The organism is Flavobacterium branchiophilum FL-15 (assembly GCF_000253275.1).
GTDB classification, from domain to species: domain Bacteria; phylum Bacteroidota; class Bacteroidia; order Flavobacteriales; family Flavobacteriaceae; genus Flavobacterium; species Flavobacterium branchiophilum.
This window is the reverse complement of record NC_016001.1, coordinates 1,300,902-1,325,245: the sequence shown is the minus strand read 5'-3', so window position 1 is coordinate 1,325,245 and position 24,344 is coordinate 1,300,902. Positions and strand designations below refer to the sequence as shown.

The window sequence follows — 24,344 nt, the reverse complement described above, 5'->3', positions numbered from 1 at the left end:
GTTACAAATATAATATTTTATTAAAGGATTACAAGTTTTTCGTATTTTTCTGTTTTGGTATTGGATACATTTGATTTTACTGTTAGTTTATAAATATACACCCCCTTGCCTAGCCTATCGCCAAAATCGTCTTTGCCGTCCCAGCTGATTTCTCTGGACAAAAAACCTTCTGTAGTAATTGTTTGGTTGTGTGTCCATACAACTTTTCCAGAAACTGTCATGACTTGAACTTGTACTTCTAATGGTTCAAATGGTTTGTTGTGTGTAAACCAAAATTGGGTGTAACTTACAAATGGATTTGGATAATTCAACACATTGGTTAGGGCTAATGTGTCGTTGCCCATGACTAAAAATTGGATTTCGGCTGTTACAATATTATTATAAACATCCCATGCTTTGAATTTGATGGTATGTAGCCCAACACTCAAATTACGAAAAGGAAATTTGACTTTGCCTAATTTGTAATTGTCTGGTTCGGTTTCATAATAATCGTTCATAATATACGGATTTGTTTCATTGCCATCTAAAATTCCGATGATGTCGTGTCCTATGCCGCTGGCAGTGTTGATTCCATTTTCATCGTCTAAATAGGCTAAAAAAATGGGTGATTCGTTGGTTATTCCACCGTTGATAAAGGTTTGATCATTCATATATAATTTTACTTTGGGTGGCGTTGTATCGGCAGCAGCATTTGGATTGATGCCTCCAATTTTGATGACTGTATTGTAACCCGTTTTGTCTAAAAGGATTTGATTTCGTTTTGCATAAAAACTAATTCTTCCATTGCCCAAAGGTATTCTAATATCACGTGGTACTACAAATCCAAATTCAAATTTGCCATTTACAATATTTGCATTTCCCCGAAAAATTGTTTCGCCCAACGCAGTAAAATTCATTACTTGACCAATACCATCGTTTACAATGGTGCTTTTTTGGCTGTTTTTATCAAAAATGGCCACTGCCAAATCACCGTTGTAAGTTGATTGAAATTGATTGGATTCATTTAATATTTCGCCAGAAAGTTTGATGTAGGACAAAGCTTTAAAATCGTCTATTGCTCCCGTAACGGGCATATCATTAACTTTGGTTAGCACAATTTTAGATTGTGGTATGGCCAGTTTCAAGGCGGGGTCGCCTAAACAAAAAATTACTTTGGCACTAGCCGAAGCTATATTTTTTGCTCTTCTCAAGGCTTCGCCAATGGAGGGATAAGTCGATTGATTAAAACCAAATAATTGCTTATTCAATTCAAAATTAAAAGCCTCGGCTCCTGCTTGGCTCACTTCTCTAACGGTTGTAATCATGGCTATTGCTCCGCCATTTGGATTCCAATAAGTATATTCGCCTGCTGTTTTTTTATACGGGTTGTCAAATCTAGAAAAATCACAAGTAAGGGTTATAAACAATGGAAATTTATTAGGATTGAACAAATTTTGACCTGTTGATTTTTCCCATAATCTTTCTTGAGCCAAACCATCTTCGCCTCCGTGTCCTAAATAATTAAAAACCAAGGCTCCTTTCTCAAAGGCATTATATATGTCTTGTTTGGCTTTTGGATACCTAAATCCTCCTGCCGATGACTCTTGCAAATAAGAATCTAAAATAATTTTATTAATATTCATAAATGGCTTGTTGAGCCAAAGTTCGTCTGCCACTTGATTTTGAACTACTTCTAATGAGGCGTCAGAAATTTTGTCTATATCATCGGCAATATATACATAATTATTTCTCCAACTTCCATAAGATTTTATGTCATGGTATGCCATTACTTTATTTACCATATCGTCGGCTTGCTGGTTGCTGCTTACAATCATCCTACCAACGGCTACATCTAATCCATTTGATCCATAGGCAAAATTATCGCCTTCATTAGCATCCATCATCCCAAAAAAATCATCGGTTGCAAACGACGATTCGCCTAAAGAGTTGCCTCTCAAGGCATGGTATATAGGCACTATATTGGTATTTAATGCTGCGGGAATTTTGTTTTTAAAATCATAAGACGCATCGCCAAACAAATTCAAATATTGAACTTTTGAGCTATTGGACGAGGCATTAAAATACACATATTTTACAAAATTACGTATCGCACCAATATCTTGTTTACCCGATGCAAACTCTTGATAAATTTGTTCCAATGGGACAACTTTTACATTGAGACTGGCATAATTTCTATGAAAATTAGCTAATTTTTCGGCTTGTGGGTATAAAAATGATGGGGTAATTATCAAATAATCTATATCTTGAAATTGTCCATTGGTATTTTTAAAAATACTTCCTTTCAAATCTTGATTGGTTACTCGGGTTTGTGCTTCTTTTAATGGCAAATAATAATCTGAAGGATCTATGGCTATAAAATGGGTGTTTTGTTGCAAATGGGCTTTAAAACTAATTAAACTCTGGTTGCTATTTGTAATTTTTGATACATTATATATATCCGAAATGTCCCATACTTGGGTAAGGTTATTGGCATTGGCTATTTCATATAACCCCACCGAGTTACTTTGATTTTGTAGCTGAAAACGAAATTGTTTGCCAAAACCTTTTAAATAACGTTGACAATTGAGTTTGATGTAATTCAAATATCCAATAGAAATAGGCACACCATTATTTTCATATTTCAAATTTATAGACACATTTTCTGTTGCACTGATGTAGTTATAGGCATTGGACTCATTATAAGTTCCACTGCTGCCAATAGGATATAAATCCACATCGTTATAGGATACTCCGTTGATTTTTATATTAAATTTAGTATAATTTTCGCCATTTGAAGCCAAATTTATTTCTGAAAAAATACTTGAATTGGGCACTATATTTGGAATATTAAAATCAAACGTTTGATCATTATTCACTTCAAATGATTCTCCATACCAAGTTCTGCCTAATTTTCCGATGTTGATTAAATCTTCTTCATGATATACCACGTCGTCAAAACTGTTCAAGGTTTGTGTAGCGTTGGCAATGGGTTGTTGGTAATTTTGAATTCTTTTGCCTGGATCGCTTGCTAAATTGATATAATAATAAGATTTATCGCTATATAAATTAACAAAAGTGTTACTTTCCTGATTCCAATTATCAACACCTTCTGCATAAAATAATATATAATCTGAATCATTAAAAACACCATCATCTTCGCCAACCACTTGGATGGCATTTTCTGTTATATCATTTGGATAATCAATATTGTTACTTAATGGCAACATTTTACCACCATTGCCATATAATTTCACATTTTTGGGATTGATAGCCCCAACATTGATGCCCAGCTGTTGTAAAAAAGCTTTATCTATTTTATAAACGCCCGATTTTTGAACATAAAAACGATACCATTCTCCCGATGACAATGCCGAATTGACTATGGCATAATTTTGAAAAGTACCCGCTTGAGTTTTGGCTTTGGAAGGATTAAATTGATAATCGAGCGACCTGACCATTTGATATTGGTTATTTTTTTTTATAATAGGATTGAAAGTCAAACGAACAAAAGATTCGTCTCTGGATTGGATGTTTTCAAACTGAGGCTCAATTTCGGAGGGAATTTTAGTCAAATCCAAGTCGCCCAAAGCATCTGCTGCAACATTTTCAAGTACAACCTTTTGAATTTGCATAGCCTCTGGCTGATAAAAAGTATTTGAAGGAAGCATTTGAACAAAGAAAATTTGTTTTTTCTGAACATCAAAATACATTTTATCCCGATCAAATTGAGGAAGATTCAATTGAAAATTACCATAAGACACGTTTTGATTCCACGACCAATTGAGGTTTATATTGCCCGATAATTGAGCAAAACCCGTAAAATAGAACCCACAAAAAATAAGCAATCCAATTTTTTTCATATAGAAAGGTAACGCAAATAGCACGTCAATATTATAAAAATTTTTTATTTTTTTAAAACAATAAAAAAACAAAAATAGCGTTTTCTTCAATATAGAAAGCGTTTGAAAATAAAAAAAAATAATTATTTAAAAAAAAGTGTTGCAATATAAGACAATATTCTTAACTTGCACCCAAATTATTAGCTACTTAATATGAAAGTGAAAAACATTATTAGTCTTAAATTATTATGTGCATCTGCCATAATAATAGGTCTTACTAGTTGTAGTAAACAATCAAATTCAAGCAATACCTCGTCATCGACAGGGTGGAAAGTGAATGATAAAAAAGGAGGTTTCCAATACAATACAAAATTCAAAAAGCAAATGACTGCTCCTGGATTAGTAGAGGTAGAAGGTGGTACTTTTACAATGGGTAAAGTACAAGATGACGTGATGCACGATTGGAACAATACCCCTGTACAACAACACGTACAATCATTTTACATGGACGAAACCGAAGTTACCAATTTCATGTATTTGGAATACTTGGATTGGTTAAAAAGGGTATTTCCGCCTACAAAAGCTAATTACAAAAACATTTACGAAGGAGCTTCGCCAGATACATTGGTTTGGAGAAACAGATTAGGCTATAATGAAACCATGACCAATTATTATTTGCGTCATCCTGCTTATGCTAATTATCCGGTAGTAGGTGTAAATTGGATTCAAGCAACAGAATTTGCCAAATGGAGAACCGATCGTGTAAACGAATCTGTGTTGGAGAAAGAAGGCTATTTGAAAAAAGATGCCAAGGTTACAGATGCTAAAGCGGATGCTACCTTTAATACTGAAACTTATTTAGCTGCACCATCTAAAACGTATGGTGGCGACGATAAAATTGTTTTGAAAGGTAAAAACGGAAAAGCAGCACCAACAACTGGTGCAAACGGAAGTTCAAACCCGCCAACAGGTGTGTATGCACAACGTTCATCTGGAATCATACTTCCAGAATACAGGCTTCCTACTGAAGCTGAATGGGAATATGCAGCAGCAGCAGATATTGGACAAAGAGAATACAATTTATACAAAGGTCAGAAAAAATATCCTTGGTCTGGAAGTTATACTCGTTCTGGAAAAAGAAAAGTAAAAGGCGATCAGTTAGCTAATTTCAAACAAGGAAAAGGTGATTATGGAGGAGTAGCTGGATGGTCAGACGACGGAGCAGATATTACTCAAGTAGTAAAAGCATATCCACCAAATGATTTTGGATTGTATGATATGGCAGGAAACGTAGCAGAGTGGGTTGCCGATGTTTACAGACCTATAGTAGATGACGAAGCTAACGACTTTAACTATTTTAGAGGTAACGTGTATATGAAAAACAAAATTGGTACAGATGGAAAAGTAGAAATCGTTTCGGCGGCCAATCAAAAATTTGATACAATGCCAAATGGAAAAGTGATTGCAAAAAATTTCCCAGGCCAAATTGCTCAAGTTCCAGTTGATGAAAATGAAACTTATTTGAGACAAAATTTTGACAAAAGTAACAACATCAATTATAGAGATGGAGACAGACAATCGAGCCGTTTTTATAAATTTGGAACTTCAGAAGAAGAACTAGACAAAGCTACTTTAGAAAAACAAAAAATGTATGATTCGCCTGAACACAATGTTAGTACAGACAGTTTGGGTAATATGATTAGAAAATACGACCGCTCTTCTAAAAGAACAACTTTAGTTGATGATCATGTAAGAGTTTATAAAGGAGGTTCTTGGAGAGATAGAGCATATTGGTTAGATCCTGCTCAAAGAAGGTATTTCCCACAAGATATGGCAACAGATTACATCGGGTTTAGATGTGCTATGTCTAAAACGGGTCCAAAATCTAACAAAAAAACAGTTAGTGGAAAACCTAAAAATTAAAACATAAAAAAAACTAAAAAAGCCCTTCTTTAAGGGCTTTTTTTTATATTTGTAGTCATGGAAATTAAAGACTTACACGAGAAATTTTTACAATGCAACGCTATTTCAATTGATACTCGAAAAATCAATTCGGGTTCTTTTTTTGTTGCAATCAAAGGAACACAATTTGATGCCAATAGTTTTGCAGCAGAGGCATTAACAAAAGGAGCTTTGTTCGTTGTTATCGATAATCCTCAATATTATATTGATGAGCGAACCATTTTGGTTGATAATAGTTTAGAAACGCTTCAACAATTAGCAAAATACCACAGGCAATATTTGAAAATACCTATCATAGCACTGACTGGAAGTAATGGAAAAACCACTACAAAAGAACTTATAAATGCTGTTGTTTCAAGTCAATTTAATACAAAAGCTACTTTAGGTAATTTAAATAATCATATAGGAGTACCTCTTACCTTACTGAGTTTTACAACCAATACACAAATTGGTATTGTAGAAATGGGGGCTAATCATGTAAACGAAATTGCTTTTTTGTGTAGTATTGCCCTACCCGATTATGGATATATAACCAATTTTGGCAAAGCCCATTTAGAAGGTTTTGGTGGTGTAGAAGGTGTTATCAAAGGCAAAAGTGAGTTGTACCAATTTTTAAAAAACAACAACAAAACAGCTGTTGTAAATTTAGACGACAGCCTTCAAGTTTTGAATGCTTCGGGCATCAATCCAATTACTTTTGGTTTGAAAAAAAACCTTGCCAGTACAAACATTACCGCCATACAAGCCAAGCCGTTTGTTTCCATTTCTTTTGATGGTACTACCATAAACTCCCATTTGATTGGATTGTATAATGCCAATAACATTCAAGCTGCAGTAGCCATTGGACAATACCTTGGCATATCTAATGATAAAATAAAAGCCGCTATTGAAGCCTATATACCTGAAAATAATAGATCGCAGTTGTTAAAAAAAGGAACAAACGACATTATTTTGGATGCCTATAATGCCAATCCAAGCAGTATGACTGTGGCAATAGATAATTTTTTGCAATTGGATAAAAAACCAAAATTAATGATATTAGGCGACATGTTTGAACTAGGAAATGAAAGTTATTTAGAGCATCAAGCATTGATTCAAAAATTAGACAAACATCACGACATAGCATGTATTTTTGTAGGGAAATCATTTTTTGAAGCAAAAATGGAACAAAAAAACAGACATTTTTTTGAGACATTTGATCAATTAAAAAACTATTTACAAAATGTAACATTACAAGACAATATCATTCTGATAAAAGGATCAAGAGGAATGGCTTTAGAACGTTGTTTAGATTATATTTCATAGTATGAAACCATTCAAATTATATCTTTTAAGTTTAATAGGCACCATTTGTTTGACCATTTGCAGTGGCTTTTCAATTGTTGAAAATAAAAATTTGCCCAGTTTTGAACATGCACAACAATTGTATGCTCAAGGCAAATATGACCAATGCAAGTCGATATTGGAATTGATCATAAAAGAACAACCAAAGCATTACAAGTCAATAGAACTATTAGGAGATGTATTTGGTCAGTTAAAAAATTGGGATGAAGCCTTAAAATACTATTCTCTTTTAAAGAAAAGTTTTCCAAATGAGGCCAATTATTGGTATAAATGTGGGGGTGTTTTAGGGATGAAAGCAAAAGAGGCTAATAAATTTAAGGCGCTGGGAATGATTGATGATATTAAAATGTCGTTTGAAAAAGCAATTGTTTTAAATCCAAATCACATAGAAGCCCGATGGGCCTTGATAGAATTGTATTTGCAATTGCCTGGTATTGTGGGAGGTAGTGAAAAAAAAGCCCGAATTTATGCCAATCAGTTGATGCAAATATCCAAAATAGATGGGTATTTAGCCTTTGGTCATATAGATGAATATTTTAAACGGTATTTGAAAGCGGCAGAATCCTATCAGAATGCTTTTGAAATTGGAAAATCTAAAACAGCTTTTCAGAAATTATACCAAGTTTATTACTACAAATTAAAAGACTACAACAAGGCCAAAAAATTGAAAGAACAATTTGAACGCATTTAAAAAAAAAAGACAACATGAGAACACATTTTATAGCCATTGGTGGAAGTGCCATGCACAATTTAGCATTAGCCTTACATCAAAAAGGGTATCAAGTTACGGGAAGCGATGACGCTATTTTTGAACCCTCAAAAACCCGATTGCAAGCTAAAGGCCTATTGCCCGCACAAATGGGATGGTTTCCAGAAAAAATTACTTCGGATATAGAAGCTATTATTTTAGGAATGCATGCCAAGGCAGATAATCCTGAGTTGTTAAAAGCACAAGCATTGGGTTTGAAAATATATTCTTATCCAGAATTTTTATACGAACAATCCAAAGACAAAACCCGTGTGGTTATTGGTGGTTCGCATGGAAAAACAACCATTACCTCTATGATATTGCATGTGATGCACTACCATCAAGTGGCGGTAGATTATATGGTGGGGGCACAATTAGAAGGATTTGATACGATGGTTCATTTGACAAAAGAAAATGATTTTATTGTTTTGGAAGGCGATGAATATTTGTCTTCGCCAATGGATCGACGTCCAAAATTTCATTTATACCAACCTAATATTGCGTTAATTTCGGGTATAGCCTGGGACCACATCAATGTATTTCCTACTTATGAAAACTATGTAGCCCAGTTTGACATTTTTATTGAAAAAATTACCAATGGAGGCATATTAGTTTACAATGAAGAGGATGCCGAAGTTAAAAGAATAGCCGAGAACACCACGCATCCTATCAGAAAAATACCCTACAACACACCAAATTATGTTGTTGAAAATGGCATAACACTTTTGGAAACGCCAGAAGGTAACATGCCAATTGCTGTTTTTGGGGCCCATAATTTGAATAATTTGGCAGGAGCCAAATGGGTTTGTCAAAATATGGGTATAGATGAGGCCGATTTTTATGAGGCCATTGCCAGTTTTAAAGGAGCATCGAAAAGATTAGAAAAAATTGCCGAAAGTAAACATAAAGTTGCATACAAAGATTTTGCCCATTCGCCAAGTAAAGTAGCAGCTACAACCAAGGCCGTAAAAGAACAATATCCTGATAGACAATTAATTGCCTGTTTGGAATTGCACACCTATAGCAGTTTGAATGCCGCATTTTTGAAAGAATACAAAGGTGCTTTAGATGCTGCAGATGTAGCAGTAGTTTTTTATTCGCCCGATGCTGTTAAAATCAAGCAATTAGAGGAGGTAACGTATGAGCAAATTGCGGACTCGTTTGAAAGAAATGATTTAATTATTTACACCCACCCTGATGCTTTTAAAGCGTTTTTGTTTGAACAAGATTTGAATGAAACGGCTTTATTATTGATGAGTTCGGGCAATTATGGCGGATTAAACTTTGATGAAATTAAAGAATTGATAGCGTAAAAAGACATGATAGAATGTATGAAAACAAATAGTGATAATCCTGATTTTATTGGGCTTTATCATGAATTAGATCAATATTTGTGGCAAAAATACCCAACAGAAGGGCAGCAATATTGGCAAAACAACATCATAGAATACAATCCGAATGTGTTGGTTTTGTATGAAAACCAACAACCCGTGGCATGTGGTTGTTTTAAGAAATACAATTCCAATACTATGGAAATCAAAAGGATGTATGTTAGACCTGAAGCTAGAGGCAAAGGCTTGGCTGTTGCAATATTGGACGCATTGGAAAATTGGGGTGTTAGTTTAGGCTTTGAATATGCCGTTTTAGAAACCTTACATAAACAATTGGCCGCAATACAGTTGTATCAAAAAATGGGGTTTCAAATTACAGAAAATTATGAACCTTATGTTGGAAATGCTTTGAGTGTATGTATGAAAAAGCAAATTATGTAAATTATACCAATTTGGGGAGCTAAAGTGATGAGAGCAGTAGGTCTTTTTTTTTAGCACACCCAGTTTTTTTTATATTGAGGTTGCTCCTACTCTACTAAATTAAGGATTGGTATTGAATAGCTTTATGTTTGTGTCTGATATTTTTTAGAATAGGTGTTCTTGATAGCACTAATTTTGTTTTTTTTATTAGCGTTTTTTGCATGAGGGATAGCAGTGGAAATCCTTTTTTGGCCCTTTTTTTTGGGGCCAAAAAAGATTGAAACGAATAGCCCGACCCGTAGTTTACGGAGGGGCATGCCCATATTGAAAAAAGTAACTTGTTTTGCCTGTTTTTTATTTGACCATAATAGCAATTGAAATCCTAAATAAACCATGAAATTTAAAGTAGTTTCTGATTATCAGCCCAAAGGCGATCAACCACAGGCAATACAATTGTTGTGTAATGGGGTTGAAGATCAAGAAAAATACCAAACCCTTTTGGGGGTTACGGGGTCTGGGAAGACATTTACGATTGCCAATGTAATAGAAAAAACACAACGGCCTACGTTGGTATTGGCCCACAATAAAACGTTGGCGGCACAATTGTATTCAGAATTTAAGCAGTTTTTTCCTAATAATGCTGTGGAATATTTTGTTTCGTATTACGATTATTACCAGCCCGAAGCTTTTATGCCAGTAACGGGTGTGTATATTGAGAAAGATTTGTCTATAAATGACGAATTGGAAAAAATGCGAATGAGTACTACGGCATCATTATTGTCTGGACGACGAGACATTATTGTAGTAGCCTCTGTATCATGCCTTTACGGTATTGGAAACCCAGTAGAGTTTCAACGTAATGTGATTCCATTAGAAACAGGGCAAGAGCTGTCTAGAACCAAATTATTGCATCAATTGGTTCAAAGTTTGTATTCGAGGACAGAAGAAGCTTTTTTGCCAGGCAACTTTCGGATAAAAGGCGACACGGTAGATGTATATCCTAGTTATGCCGATGAGGGTTTTAGAATCCATTTTTTTGGTGACGAAATAGAAGAAATGGAATCATTTGATTTGAAAACGGCTAAAATTATAGAAAAGTTTGACAAGCTAACCATTTATCCAGCCAATATGTTTGTAACCTCGCCCGATGTGTTGCAACAAGCGATTTGGGAAATCCAGCAAGATTTGGTAAAACAAGTGGCCTATTTCAAGGAAATAGGTAAGCATTTGGAAGCCAAACGATTAGAAGAACGAACGAATTTTGATTTGGAGATGATTCGGGAACTAGGCTATTGCTCTGGGATTGAAAATTATTCTAGGTATTTAGATGGCAGAGCGGCTGGGACACGTCCGTTTTGTTTGATAGATTATTTTCCTAAAGATTTTTTGATGGTGATAGACGAAAGTCATGTTACGATATCGCAGGTGCATGCCATGTATGGAGGCGACCGTTCTCGGAAAGAGAACTTGGTGGAATACGGGTTTAGACTGCCTGCTGCAATGGACAACAGACCGCTGAAATTTGAGGAGTTTGAAGCCATGCAAAATCAAGTGATTTATGTATCGGCAACACCAGCCGACTATGAATTACAAAAATCGGGAGGAGTGTATGTAGAACAAATAATAAGACCCACAGGACTTATAGATCCTGTAATAGAAATCAGACCAAGTTTGAATCAAATAGACGATTTGATTGAAGAAATTCAAATTAGAGCCGAAAAAGATGAAAGGGTTTTGGTAACCACATTGACCAAAAGAATGGCCGAAGAGCTAACAAAATACCTTACAAAAGTAGCAATACGCTGCCGCTACATCCATTCTGAAGTAGATACGCTGGAGCGGATAGAAATTATGCAAGATTTAAGAAAAGGAATTTTTGACGTGTTAATTGGTGTAAATTTACTTAGAGAAGGCTTGGATTTGCCAGAAGTATCGCTAGTAGCAATTTTGGATGCCGACAAAGAAGGCTTTTTGCGAAGCCACCGCTCGCTGACACAAACCATAGGTAGAGCAGCACGAAACGTGAATGGCAAAGCCATTTTGTATGCCGATAAAATAACCGACAGCATGCAAAAAACAATAGATGAAACCGAATACAGACGCACAAAACAAATCAATTTCAACACCCAAAATCATTTGGTACCAACGGCATTGAACAAAAAAATTGACCAAACTTTTTTGAAAAACCCATTGGTAGAACAAGAATTAGGACTCGCCCCAAATGTGGCTGCCGAGCCACAAAACACCTATTTGACCAAACCACAAATAGAAAAAGAAATCAAAGACAAGCGAAAAGCCATGGAAAAAGCAGCCAAGGCATTGGATTTTATTCAAGCCGCAAAACTAAGAGACGAAATAAAAAGTTTACAAAATAAATTATAAACATATATTTCAATAATAATATTTTTGTAAAATATAACTTAACAAAAACCCTATAACAACGCACAATACATAATGTATCAAAAAGGGGGACGTACATTTTTAGTACCATTTTCAATGACTATTTTTACAAAAAATAGTCATCGACCATATTTTATTTGGCACATTTTAGCAAAAAGAGCCAATGAAACGAACCACTTTATAGAAATGTTTGGAATAGAGAAGTTTTTTTTAATTTTGTCCTTATTAAATTTAAAAAACAACGATATTTGCAATACTAAAAAACTAATACTATGGGAATGAATAAAAACTCCATTTTGGGTTGGGCCACCTTGATAATGGTCATCATGGGCGTCTTATTAATTTGTTTGGGAGCTTTTAGATATGAAGATTCTGGCTGGGGATTTGCGGCCGTAGGCATTGGCTTTTTAGCAAATGCTTGGGTTTTTAGTTCCTTAAAAGGCAGAGTATAACCACAAAAACAGTTTTAAAATAACCCCATTTTGAAACTGTTTTTCTAAATCCAACATCATTTTTTTAATCATAAAAAAACTTACATTATGGCTATCGAAGTCAAAAATATTTCTAAAACTTATGGCACACAAAAAGCCCTCGACAACATATCGTTTACGATAGAAAAGGGAGAAATCGTTGGTTTTTTGGGGCCAAATGGGGCAGGAAAATCCACATTAATGAAAATACTTACAACTTACCTTAAACCTACCGAAGGTACAGCTTTTGTCAATCATTTTGATGTGCAACTAGAGCAAAAAGCAGTACAACAATCAGTTGGGTATTTGCCAGAGCACAACCCCTTGTATTTGGATTTATACGTGAGAGAATATCTTGAATTTAATGCTAATATTTATAAAATCCCACAAAATCGCATCAACGAAGTGATCGAATTAACTGGTTTAACGGTAGAAAGTCATAAAAAAATAGGGCAATTATCCAAAGGATTCAGACAAAGAGTAGGACTTGCCAATGCCTTATTGCACAATCCAGAAGTACTTATTTTAGACGAACCCACCACAGGTTTGGACCCCAATCAATTGGTAGAAATACGAAATTTAATACAAAATGTTGGCCAAAATAAAACCGTATTCCTCTCGACACACATCATGCAAGAAGTAGAAGCCATTTGCGACAGGGTCATCATCATCAACCACGGAAAAATTGTAACCGATAAAAAACTTAACAAACTCATATCCGAAGACAACGAACAAATTCTTGAAGTCGAGTTTGATTTTATGGTCGAAAAACAGTTATTGGCCACACTCCCAAACCTCAAATCATTAAAAAACATCCACGACATGACCTGGGAACTGACCTTTGTAGCCGAGCAAGATATGCGGGCAAGCATATTTGATTTCGCACAAAAAAACGGCTTAAAAACACTGCAATTATTACAAAAAAACAAAAACCTAGAAAGTATATTTAGAGAAATTACCAACACAAAATAATATTTTGGGCACCTAATCCGCCCTCCACTCCCGCTTTTTTTTCTTGCCGCAAACCATAAAACCGTATAGCGGCAAGAAAAAAAGAGCTCCGTTCAGGTCGGGGTGCAAACATCTGCAACAAACAACAAATAGCTACACTTTTCTCTAAAGAACTTTTTATTTATTAAGCTTTTTTAAATTATTCTTTTCATTACAAATATGCAACTTAGCGAGGTTCATTTCATACCAAGACTCAAACTAAACAATGTACTTTGACAATTTAGAATGTGTTTCGGACAGTCAAATAAAAATTAAATATTATAAGGTATTTACTATATTTTAAAATCTAAAACTTCTTGCTTCAATCCACTTGCTTCTAACTTCTTATTTCTACCCTCTAAATTCTTACTTCTATCCTCTTGCTTCTATCTTCTTGCTTCTACCCTCTAACTTCCATTCACAATACTATTTTCTTTTTCATAGCTTCTACAATTTCAAAAGCAGCAGGACAAATAGCAACGTTTAGCAACGTTAAATTTGTGATTTGTTGGAATTTTTTTCTATCCGTATGAGGAAATTCTCTACAAGCTTTTGGTCGTACGTCATAAATCAAACAAGTGTTATCGCTATTTAAAAAATGACAAGGTACTTGTTGCAAAACATAATCATTTTCTTCATCAATTCTTAAAAACTGTGAAATAAACTGTTGGGGTTTTATTTTCAAATATTTTGCAATCCGCTCAATATCAGCCGATGTAAAAAGAGGCCCCGTTGTTTTACAGCAATTGGCACACAACAAACAATCCGTTTTTTTAAATGTGTCGTTGTGTAATTCTTGCATCAAATAATCCAAATTTTTGGGTGTTTTCTTTTTTAATTTTTCAAAATACTTTTTGTTTTCATTTTGCTTATCTTTGGCAAGTTTTTGTAATTCAGTTGGCGAAATCATAGCGGCTTATGGTTTTGAAATTGGACTTAAAAAGCAAATGTATTAAACATTTAATCAATATAAAAATGAAAGACCTTTTTGGAACTGCTATTTTAGATTACCAAACCCATAATGCACCCGAAAATTTAATTACAGAAACGACCATTTCCGAAGCAGACGAAATGTCGGTTGCCTATTTATTTCGATCTTTTGAAGACATGCCAGCTTTAGAACAAACGGCATTAGCCCTATCTTTTGGCACAGTGCTCGATGTGGGCTGTGGAGCAGGTAGCCATTCGCTTTACTTGCAAAACAATCAAAATTTAGATGTTACCAGCATCGATATTTCGCCAAATGCTATACAAGCCTGTAGCCTTCGAGGTTGTCAAAAAGCCATTGTTCAAGATGTTATGGATATGGAAAACCAAGCTTTTGACACTATACTTTTGCTTATGAATGGTGCCGGAATGTGTGGTAGATTATCAAAAATGAAGGGTTTTTTAATAAAATTGAAAAGTTTGATGAAAACTAATGGACAAATATTATTAGACAGTTCTGATATTATTTATATGTTTGACGAGGATGACGATGGAGGTAAATGGATACCATCTGACTTTGAGTATTATGGCGAAGTTGTTTTTGATATTACTTATAAGGGTAAAAAAGAAAAACCATTCCAATGGATGTACATTGATTTTCAAACCCTTCAAAATGTAGCCCTTTCTGTGGGTTTGCATTGCGAATTGATTTTGGAAGGAACACATTATGATTATTTAGCAAAACTGACACACCTATAAATTTAAAAAAAATGGACCAAAATGTAGAACAATTACAATATCCAATAGGGAAATTTGTAGCACCTGAAACATATACTCCAGCCTATATTGCCAATCAAATTGCAATACTTGCTGCATTTCCCACTGCTTTAGAACAAGCCGTTGCATCATTAACAGTCGATCAATTAGACACTCCATACAGACCAGATGGTTGGACAATAAGGCAAGTTGTACATCATTGTGTAGATAGTCATATCAATTGTTTTATTCGCATCAAATGGGCACTAACAGAGGAGGAACCCACCATCAAATATTATTATGAAGACCGCTGGGCTATGGGCAAAGACAATGTAGAAATGCCCATTGAGAGTTCAATCGCTTTATTAAAAGCCCTGCATTATCGGTTTGAATATCTATTACAATCGCTATCAGCATCGGAGCTCAATCGTACTTTTATACATCCAGAACACCAAAAATCTTTTAGCATCAAAGAAATCATTGGGACGTATGCTTGGCACGGCAAACATCATTTGGCACATATTGAACAACTAAAAGCCCGAATGAATTGGTAAAAAAAGTAGCCCTTAAATCAAATTGTTTTTAGAGCATTTTCTATACCAAATCACACCATAAACAACATTACTTTAATACCAAATATATTTATAATACCAAACACTCATATAAAATAGCCCAAGATGCGTAGTTATTTTTTAGAAAAAATTTTCAAGAAAAATCGTTGATAGTAGAATATTGCAACATAAAAAAAAGGCTGTCCAGATTAGAATTGGACAGCCTTTTTTATAGAAATCAAAAAAAAATTATTCGATAACAATACGTTTTACTTCTTTTTTAACGCCATCTGTAACACTTAACAAGTAAACACCAGATTGAACATTGTCCAATTGAATATTTTCATTAAACACACCATTATTGTTAAAATCATTATTATAAATTACTCTTCCTCTCATATCATGAATAATCATTTTCACTGCATTTGAAGTACTGCTATTAAATTTTACATTAAAATTACCTCTGCTTGGATTTGGATAAACAACAAAATCGGTAAACTGTGTTTCGGGTACTGATAAGGTAATAGTTTGTGAACAAACTTCAATAGACCAAGAATTTATTGTTCCTGTGTCTCCATCATAATAATCGGTAGCCAATAACCTCCAAGTTCCATTAGATGTTTTATTATTAAAAACAGCTAAAGGTGAATAAGGTTTAAATGTTCCAGTCATATTAGCAACACAAGTAAATGTTGGAGAGCCATCACTTAACGTAACATTAAAATTATCATTACCAGAACAAGATCTACCCCATAAAATATCTTGTGTGTTGTCTGGATGGTTTAGGGCTATAACCAAATCATTTGGATAAGTGTGCGTTACATTTAAAGTTACGTTTACATCAGATAAATTATAAGTAACAGGAATTGCTATAGTATTGGATACTACTGCTCCATTAACATTGGCAGCTGTTCCATCAGGAATAGTTAATGGTGTAGAGTTTGAATAGGTATTACAAGTGTTGGTAATAGTATATCCAACAGCAAATTTTGGAGATATGTTAAAAAACACATTAGCACTTGCTTTTACCATAAACCTACAAAAAGGCCCTGAAGCACCTGCTGGCAATGTAACAGATTCTGATCCGTCATTTTGAGTTGCGGTGAGTAACGTTGTCCAAGTACTACCATCGTTTGCAGAAAATAAAATATCAACATTTGATGCACCTGAAATAGTTTGATGTCCTGTTGTACCTGTAGCACCTGTCCAAACAACGGTTTGAGTAGATCCTACTGGATAACTTGTATTGGCAGCAATTGTTATTTTCAAAGGTGATTTAGCAACCACATTCACTACCATATCATCAAAATTAGTTTGACCTTGTCCTAATACGTTATCTCTAGCGGTTAGTCTAAAATTAAGCGTTCTAGCTACAGAACTCAATGCTTCTGCATTAACATCTAATCCTGATGTGGTTTCAGATCCTTCAAGAATTGTACTCATAACTGGAAAATTCCTTAAACCACTTGCAGAATCTTGGTAATTTACCCAATTTGGCCCACTAGTTTTAGTTATTTTAGCGGCACTATTAGCATTGGTATTTGAACCACCATCATCAATTTGTTGCCAAGTATATGTTATTGCATTGGAGCCCCCAGCATCTGTAGCTGAGCCTGTTAGTGCAAATGGAGTACTCAATGGTATTGTCCAATCTTGTCCTGCATTTACTACTGGTGCCGCATGCGTAATTTGAGTTGTTGTAGGACATGTTTTTGAAGCCATATTACCCTGAACTTGAGCAATACTTACAGCATGAAATACATCAATAGAATGTAAATGGGTATCATAACTTGTTATACCCGCATATCCCATAATTGTAACTCCAGAACCTACTTCAACATTTACACCTTCACCTTCGTTTGAATTTGAAAAAGTGTGGTTGGCTCCAAATTGATGACCTATTTCGTGAACAACATAATCTATATCAAAATTATCTCCAACAGGCACAGTACTTGTAGTATATCCACTACCTTTTGATCCATCTTCACAAACACATCCTATACATCCTGCATTACCATTATTCCCTACATTTGCCATTAAATGTCCAACATCATAATTAGCTTCGCCAACTACTGAAGTAAGTGTTGACTGTAATTGACTATTATAGTTAGCATCTGTTGCACCATAAGGGTCTGCTGTAGTACCATCATAAATAATGGTCATGTTATCTACTAAATTCATGTGAATAGCAAAATCTGTTTCAAAAACACCATTTACCCTAGACATTGTGGTGTTTATGGCCGATAAAGCACTTTGCTTTGCTGTGGCAAGTCCTAATGCCGCATGATGATATGCCGTATATTCTGGTGTTACAGACATGGCCAACCTAAAATTTAATAATACATTTGTATTAGATCTTGAAGTTGAATTTACTGCTTTTGTAAGATCTCCAATAATTTTATTATCAGTTGGAGAAGTACAGTTGAAAGGCAACATCCCTTTTACATTTTTTGAGCTATAAACTACATGAATTTTGCCATCTAATGAATAGGGTTCAATAAATTCGGTTGCTTTATCTGCTCTTGTTATCATAGCACTTATCCCTCTTGGGTTGATGGCTATACGCAATTTAGCATACCTATCCGTTAATCCATTACCTACATAAGATCTTATTTCAGGAAATTTTGCCTGCAAACTAGGCGAAAAATTGGAAGCTTCTAAAACAGTAAATTGCTCCATTGCCCCATCTGCATTAGGAATTTCAATTGTAACATATTTACTTACTTCAGCAAACCTATCAGTTGCAGTAATTAATTTGTTTTTTAATCCATTTAGATCTAATTCCATCAACTGATAATCTGTTGGGAAAGTAGCTCTTTTGGAATAGTCGGAAGTAATTACTTTACCTCCATCATGTTTTTTCCACGTCGTTTTATCTTGTGCAGATAAATAAGCTGAAGACAATGCAAAAACTAATAATAGTAATGATTTTTTCATAAAAATATAATTTTGAGGTTACAATATTAAGAATAATATTTTATTAAAACAAACCTAATCACTTATTTTTATATCTAAATTTTTATATTATTGGTTTTATCCAATCAAAATAAACCTTATATAATTAATTCAATAAATTTATAAATAAAATCTTTATTCTATTTAAAATTTTTTACAATATACTTAATATTGATTTTTACTATACGCTGATTTTTTAAATTAATATATTGTAATTATCAAGTATTATATTGTTAAAATAAATTAGATTGAAAATAGACAAAACAGAAAAAAAAGTGATTTATGCCAAAATTTCCATTTAGGTAAAATAAAACAAAAAAAATGACACTCTTGAAACAACAACTGAAACCATTTTTTTGGTATCAAACTTCTAAAATTCAAAAAATACGAGAAGGTTTTGTAGTTTTTTTATAAAAATTAGTAAATAAATGCTATTTTATTTCATAGTTTTTTATTATTTTTGAAAAATATTTAACATCAGTTTTTTCACAGACATACGTTGGTCAGACATTCCCTCTAAACTCATGCCCTGACCCCGTAAGCTAACGGTACGAAATCGGAAAATAGGAGGATAAAATAAAAAAATAAATCTTGTAAATGTTTGATTTTCAAAACATTAATAAAAAGTTAGTTAGAAGTTTGGCAAAACGCAGAAAAACAAATACTAAGCAAATGAAAATTTCGGTTCACTTTAAAAATTATTACGTATGAAAGAAAATAACCTACTTTACGTTATTATTCTATTGACATTCACAAATATATTTTCACAAACAGATGAGAAGAAAATTAATGGTGTTACTATTAGAAATACAAACCAAATTGACACAACAAAAGTAAAAATAAATAGTACCTTTTTACTCTTAGGAACTCTGAATGATTATATGAGTTATAATTATGGTAGTTTAGAAAACAAGTTTGATAGGTATTATACAACTGAAAAACCACTAATGAAATTCGTAGATAGCATTGTAAAAAAAGATTTTAAAATTAATTTGATTGAAGATAAAAATTGTTTTATTTCGAAAGAAATGTCCAACCTAATGAACTCATTTTATATTAAGAATAACTTAAACGATAGTTTATTTAATAGCAATAAAAAAAAGCTATCTTTTCTTTTAGGTGTATATTATAGAAATGGTGAAAAAATAAATGATAGAATTTATAAAATTCAATTAGCAAACTCACCAAAACATAATAATGTTTATGAGTTTTTAAAAGATTTAAATTGCCAAAACATTTTTTTTAGTAAACTTGAAAATATTCCAAGAATTTACCAAATATATTTTCAACCAACAGAAATAATTAAAAAATATTTTGCAACAATCGAAATTGAAAAAGAAAAGTTGTTTAACTCGAAAATTGAAAGTTTAAGTTTAATAAAAATAACAAAAGAAGAATATAAAAAAGAGATGGAAAAAGAAAATTTAGAAATAATAAAGTTATTTAGTAAGAAATAAAACCGAACAGCTAACAGCCAGCCATTCCTTGCAGCTGAAAGCCGAGCCATGCAACTCAGGTTGAACTGTTTGTCCCTTTTTTCGGGAGAACTGATTCTAAACTTTCATCACTTTATGGCGTTATCGATTTTATTTTTTAAATTTTCAAAAGGATTTAGTTCTTCTTTTTCACCATGAAAATTTTGTAATAAAAATAATTTTGCTTGATTGAAAAAATGTTTTTATGTTTGTGATGGATATACGATTTGAAAAAATGTAATAACTTTCGTGTATTAACTAGTTAGCTGCCATTATTCCAAAACACCATACACTATGACACTTTACGACAGATATATTAACGGAGAGACAGAAGAAGTTTATAAAGAAATTTATGCTTTGGGACAAGAGGCATTTTTGCCAACAAACTTACCCGAGATTGAAAAAGTATTGACCGAAACGTTTCAAAGGGTTGCCTATAATCTTGACATAATTTATAAAGAGCTAAAATCTGTAAATTACCTATTCAAAGAAAACCCAGAATATAATTTTGAAAAACCTTTACACAAACCATTACCTGACACTGAACTATTACTTGAACAACTTGACAACGCAGTAAAACCTTTTGGTTTTGTACCTTTGTCCTTGAAGTTCTTCTATAAAATTGTTGGTGGTGTAAACTTCGTTTGGGACTATGAAACAAATGAAGACTTTATGTGGGAAATGGCTGACCCAATCCAAATTGCAAGTTTAGATTCTGTTGTGGAAGAAATTACTTATGAATATTGGGAAGAAGAAATACAACAATATGTAGATGATGAAGAATTTGGGTGTGCATTTTTAAATTTATCTGCTGACGATTTACACAAAGACAATGTAAGTGGTGGACAAGCGTATGCGATAAAAATAACCAGCGAACCGACTATTGACAGTAAATTTATGAACGAGCCAAATGACACTACATTTATTAACTATTTAAGAATTTGTTTTGAGTATTGTGGCTTTCCAAGTATTACAAGACCAGATATGAATAATGACTATCAAACATTTTTTGACAAAGTAAAACCAAAACTCAAACGAATATAACGTCAGCTAACAGCAGTTTGCAGAAATGGCGGGTTTGGTGCTTTTTTAGTAACTTTCGTGCTTGTTGAAAGTTTAGGAATTTTTAGTAACTTTGGTGCTGAAAATCCGCCACTTCTGCAAGCTGCGGAACGTCAGGCTGTGAAAAAACCCTGTTTATAATCCAAAAAACCAAAAAAACGCTGGTTTTTGAATGTAATAGAAGCCATTTGCGAAAGGGTTATTTTTAAGCCGCATTATTTTGTTGCCAAAAAACGTGGGCTGTAAAACGATGTTTTGAGGTGGGTTTAGAACAAAAAACAAGTTTTGCCTTGTAGGGTGAGTTCCATTTTTGAAGTTTGGCAATCAATTCTGGAATTCCTAAAATATTGATACTTCGCTTGATGTTGTAAACAAGCATAATCAGGCTGTGTTCGCCATTTACTTTTTCTAATCCCGTTAAGTTCGTATGGTTATACCCCCATTGTCGCTTGATTGTACCAAAAATATGTTCGTTAATTTCTTGCCTTTTTCGGTATAATTGTTGATTTTCTTGATAACGCTTGTTATTCTCTTCTACCGCATCGGCATACTGGCTTCGGTCTATTTCTCTGCCGCCTTTCCTGCTGGTGCAGAGGTCTTTAACTAGACATTCCTTGCATTTTGGCGTGCGGTATTTCTGAAATTGATAACCACTTTCTTCTGTTCGTCCTGCTTTTTTGTGCCAAGTTCCAGAAGTTGTCAAGGTTTCGCCTTGCGGACAGACGTAGGTGTTTTCTAATTTATTATAAATAAATTTTGATACAAAATAATCAGGCTGTGTACCGTTTTCATTACTCTTTCCCTGATTGGGTTGGGCTACAATAGTTACAATATCGGCTTGTTTACACTGGTGTATTTGATTTCCGTTGTGATATCCTTTATCAACTAAAACCGTAAAAGTGTCCACTTCTAAATTCTTTTTTGCTTCTAATGCTATGGCAGACAGTGCGTTACGGTCGTTCTTGTTGATGGTGTGTGTAGCAATGACCAAATTGTGCTTATCATCAACAGCAGCTTGAATATTGAAACTCACTTCAACTACCTGACCTTGAACCAATAAGGCTCTCGAATCCGGGTCGGTCGTGCTTATTTGTGGTTCGCCACTTTCTTTTAATTCCTTTTCCAAATGTTCATATCGAAGGCGATTTTTCTTCAAACGCTCGATTTTATCTTGAATATTTTTGATGACAATGGGGTTTTCTTTGTCATCATTTTGCTCCAAAGCATCAAGGTATTCCTGGCTTTTGGTGTCTATATATTCCAAGTGTTGGTCGATTTTTTTTTGGCTAAAATTGGCTTTTTTACTATTGTGAGCCCTGCTTTTTGTCCCATCAATAGCTATGGTTTCACCAGCAATGAGTTCCGCATCTTTAAGAAAAAGTACGAATATTTTGAATAATTTTTTCAGAGCCTTCGGATTGTCTTTTCTAAAATCGGAAATACTGTGATAATTGGGTCTAATGTCCTGCAAAAGCCACTGCATTTCAATGTTTCGGGCACATTCTTTTTCGAGTTTTCTGCACGAACGAATGCCGTTAAGATATCCATATAAATAAATTTTAAGAAACACTTTTGAGTTATAACTCGGACGACCTTCTTTTTTAATCGTTTTTACTTCAAAACCAATTTCTGATAGATTTAAAACCTCCACAAATGCATCGATAAAACGCACTTGATTTTCGGAGCCAATAGTGTCCTCCAAACTAGAAAGACGCATTTGTAAACGGGCTATTCCTGTGATATGTTGCATGGCTAAATGTACAAAAAATAATAATAAAAAACACTATTTTATTTTATTTTTTTATTGTTTTTGAAAAATATTTAACGGCAGTTTTTTCACAGACTGACGTTATCTGAAAGCGTATGAAAAAACTTCAAATATTCATATTTCTACTTTTATTCAATATTCCATTATTCTCTCAAATAAAAGAAATAAAAGGAGACACTATTTATTGGTATAAAAGTAATATCGAATTTCAAAAAAAATTAGATTTAAAAAATTTTAAAAAGTCTTCAGATGAATTTAATTTTAGATTTAGAAATCATGGTCAAGTAATTGAAATTTCAAAAAACAATAATGAATTTTATGGAACTATAACAAACTTCATTTATCATACAAAAAAAGTAAAAAATAATAAAACAGAAACTTTATCAAATAAAATTATTTTACCAGCTAAACAAGTTGAAAATATTTATAATATTGTTCAAAACTCAAAAATTTTAGAATTACCTTCGGACAATAATATTGAAAATTGGTCTCAAGGAATGGACGGAATAACATATATAATAGAACATTCCGACAAGAAAATCTATTGGTTAAAAAAATACTGGACACCGTCTTCACAAGATTCAATTCCAGAAGCATTGATTGTTTTAGATTTAGTAAAAAACCTGTCTGAAACACTAAATCTAAATGAAGAGTATGCATCATTCAAAAATACATTACCAAAATATGGCTGTTATAATTCTGGTGGAATTTCAAATATGTGTTATCTTTCTAACTCTTTAGAATTAGGTTATAGTGGAGCATCTAAATTACCATTAGGTTTTTATTCTGCATATTCTGCAATTTATTTGGGGAAGTCAAAAATAAATGGAAATACTTCTCTACAATATAACTTTAATAATGATGGATTTCATCATTTAAATTTGCAATTATCCAAATGGAATGTTTTTTACAAAAATTTAAAAATAACAGATTATATCTCATACAATTATCAGAATAGAATTCTCAATATTGATAATACAAAAAACAAATTTGAAAATCATCAAATGAAGTACGGTTTAAATCTCAAAAATAATTTAGGAATTGGGATAGGTTTAGACTATTTAAGTAAAAATTATGAAAAAATTGGAGGGCACCTTTTTGTAAATAAATGGTTTTCAAAATCCAATATAAGTACGACATTAAGTGCTTCAATATTTGAGAGTCAGTTAAATTACAAAACTGAAATTTTTAAATCGATTAATTTCAATAATAGCTTTCTAATTAATAGAATCGCAATCGGATTAACATATGAAAATTTTATGAACTATAAAGATTTGTACTTTAATATTCGAATATTAATCTAAAAAAACACCTGCCGCCAACAGCTAGCCTTTCCTTGCACCTGTTATCCGAGCAATGAATTATCA

At 33.3% G+C, this 24,344-nt stretch carries 17 protein-coding genes; 13 read left to right on the top strand and 4 right to left on the bottom strand.

The window, feature by feature from the left end; genetic code table 11:
- Positions 1 to 20: 20 nt before the first annotated feature.
- The gene (gene porU / locus FBFL15_RS05715) at positions 21 to 3,839 is read right to left on the bottom strand and encodes a type IX secretion system sortase PorU (RefSeq protein ID WP_014083689.1); all 3,819 of its coding nucleotides are present in this window, start codon (positions 3,837 to 3,839) and stop codon (positions 21 to 23) included.
- A 192-nt stretch (positions 3,840 to 4,031) separates the two neighbouring features.
- Between porU and gldJ the strand changes: the two genes are divergently transcribed.
- The 8 genes from gldJ to gldA all read left to right on the top strand — a co-directional run bounded on the left by gldJ (position 4,032) and on the right by gldA (position 13,465).
- Positions 4,032 to 5,741, top strand: a complete 1,710-nt coding sequence (gene gldJ / locus FBFL15_RS05710) for a gliding motility lipoprotein GldJ (protein ID WP_014083688.1) — start codon at positions 4,032 to 4,034, stop codon at positions 5,739 to 5,741.
- Positions 5,742 to 5,798: 57 nt separating this feature from the next.
- Positions 5,799 to 7,085 (top strand): UDP-N-acetylmuramoyl-tripeptide--D-alanyl-D-alanine ligase, encoded by a 1,287-nt coding sequence (locus FBFL15_RS05705; protein WP_014083687.1) that lies wholly within the window; start codon positions 5,799 to 5,801, stop codon positions 7,083 to 7,085.
- A gap of 1 nt (position 7,086) precedes the next feature.
- Entirely contained in the window at positions 7,087 to 7,815 is a 729-nt protein-coding gene (locus FBFL15_RS05700; RefSeq protein ID WP_014083686.1) for a tetratricopeptide repeat protein, read from the top strand.
- Between the two features lie 14 nt (positions 7,816 to 7,829).
- Positions 7,830 to 9,185 (top strand): UDP-N-acetylmuramate--L-alanine ligase, encoded by a 1,356-nt coding sequence (locus tag FBFL15_RS05695; protein ID WP_014083685.1) that lies wholly within the window; start codon positions 7,830 to 7,832, stop codon positions 9,183 to 9,185.
- An 18-nt stretch (positions 9,186 to 9,203) separates the two neighbouring features.
- Positions 9,204 to 9,644 carry a GNAT family N-acetyltransferase gene (locus tag FBFL15_RS05690; protein ID WP_231847490.1) on the top strand — a complete coding sequence of 147 codons (441 nt, stop codon included), beginning with the start codon at positions 9,204 to 9,206 and terminating at the stop codon, positions 9,642 to 9,644.
- A gap of 372 nt (positions 9,645 to 10,016) precedes the next feature.
- Positions 10,017 to 12,005 carry an excinuclease ABC subunit UvrB gene (gene uvrB / locus FBFL15_RS05680; RefSeq protein WP_014083683.1) on the top strand — a complete coding sequence of 663 codons (1,989 nt, stop codon included), beginning with the start codon at positions 10,017 to 10,019 and terminating at the stop codon, positions 12,003 to 12,005.
- A gap of 290 nt (positions 12,006 to 12,295) precedes the next feature.
- Positions 12,296 to 12,475 carry a CAL67264 family membrane protein gene (locus FBFL15_RS05670; RefSeq protein WP_014083682.1) on the top strand — a complete coding sequence of 60 codons (180 nt, stop codon included), beginning with the start codon at positions 12,296 to 12,298 and terminating at the stop codon, positions 12,473 to 12,475.
- An 87-nt stretch (positions 12,476 to 12,562) separates the two neighbouring features.
- Entirely contained in the window at positions 12,563 to 13,465 is a 903-nt protein-coding gene (gldA, locus tag FBFL15_RS05665) for a gliding motility-associated ABC transporter ATP-binding subunit GldA (RefSeq protein WP_014083681.1), read from the top strand.
- A 436-nt stretch (positions 13,466 to 13,901) separates the two neighbouring features.
- Here gldA and FBFL15_RS05660 read toward each other — a convergent pair whose 3' ends face one another.
- On the bottom strand, positions 13,902 to 14,393 hold the full coding sequence (locus FBFL15_RS05660) for a YkgJ family cysteine cluster protein (protein WP_014083680.1): 492 nt from the start codon (positions 14,391 to 14,393) through the stop codon (positions 13,902 to 13,904).
- A 65-nt stretch (positions 14,394 to 14,458) separates the two neighbouring features.
- Between FBFL15_RS05660 and FBFL15_RS05655 the strand changes: the two genes are divergently transcribed.
- Together FBFL15_RS05655 and FBFL15_RS05650 are read left to right on the top strand one after the other, a co-directional pair.
- The gene (locus FBFL15_RS05655) at positions 14,459 to 15,169 is read left to right on the top strand and encodes a class I SAM-dependent methyltransferase (RefSeq protein ID WP_014083679.1); all 711 of its coding nucleotides are present in this window, start codon (positions 14,459 to 14,461) and stop codon (positions 15,167 to 15,169) included.
- Between the two features lie 11 nt (positions 15,170 to 15,180).
- Positions 15,181 to 15,720, top strand: a complete 540-nt coding sequence (locus FBFL15_RS05650; RefSeq protein ID WP_014083678.1) for a YfiT family bacillithiol transferase — start codon at positions 15,181 to 15,183, stop codon at positions 15,718 to 15,720.
- 246 nt (positions 15,721 to 15,966) lie between these two features.
- Here FBFL15_RS05650 and FBFL15_RS05645 read toward each other — a convergent pair whose 3' ends face one another.
- Positions 15,967 to 18,654, bottom strand: a complete 2,688-nt coding sequence (locus tag FBFL15_RS05645) for a zinc-dependent metalloprotease (RefSeq protein WP_014083677.1) — start codon at positions 18,652 to 18,654, stop codon at positions 15,967 to 15,969.
- A gap of 725 nt (positions 18,655 to 19,379) precedes the next feature.
- Between FBFL15_RS05645 and FBFL15_RS05640 the strand changes: the two genes are divergently transcribed.
- Both FBFL15_RS05640 and FBFL15_RS05635 read left to right on the top strand, forming a co-directional pair.
- A complete protein-coding gene (locus tag FBFL15_RS05640) occupies positions 19,380 to 20,129 on the top strand; it encodes a hypothetical protein (RefSeq protein WP_014083676.1) in 750 nt (249 codons plus the stop codon).
- Between the two features lie 312 nt (positions 20,130 to 20,441).
- A complete protein-coding gene (locus FBFL15_RS05635; RefSeq protein WP_014083675.1) occupies positions 20,442 to 21,191 on the top strand; it encodes a hypothetical protein in 750 nt (249 codons plus the stop codon).
- 223 nt (positions 21,192 to 21,414) lie between these two features.
- Here FBFL15_RS05635 and FBFL15_RS05630 read toward each other — a convergent pair whose 3' ends face one another.
- Positions 21,415 to 22,959 carry an IS1182 family transposase gene (locus FBFL15_RS05630; RefSeq protein WP_014083674.1) on the bottom strand — a complete coding sequence of 515 codons (1,545 nt, stop codon included), beginning with the start codon at positions 22,957 to 22,959 and terminating at the stop codon, positions 21,415 to 21,417.
- Positions 22,960 to 23,072: 113 nt separating this feature from the next.
- Between FBFL15_RS05630 and FBFL15_RS05625 the strand changes: the two genes are divergently transcribed.
- Complete coding sequence (locus FBFL15_RS05625) at positions 23,073 to 24,281, top strand: hypothetical protein (RefSeq protein WP_014083673.1); 1,209 nt, start codon at positions 23,073 to 23,075, stop codon at positions 24,279 to 24,281.
- Positions 24,282 to 24,344 lie beyond the last annotated feature (63 nt).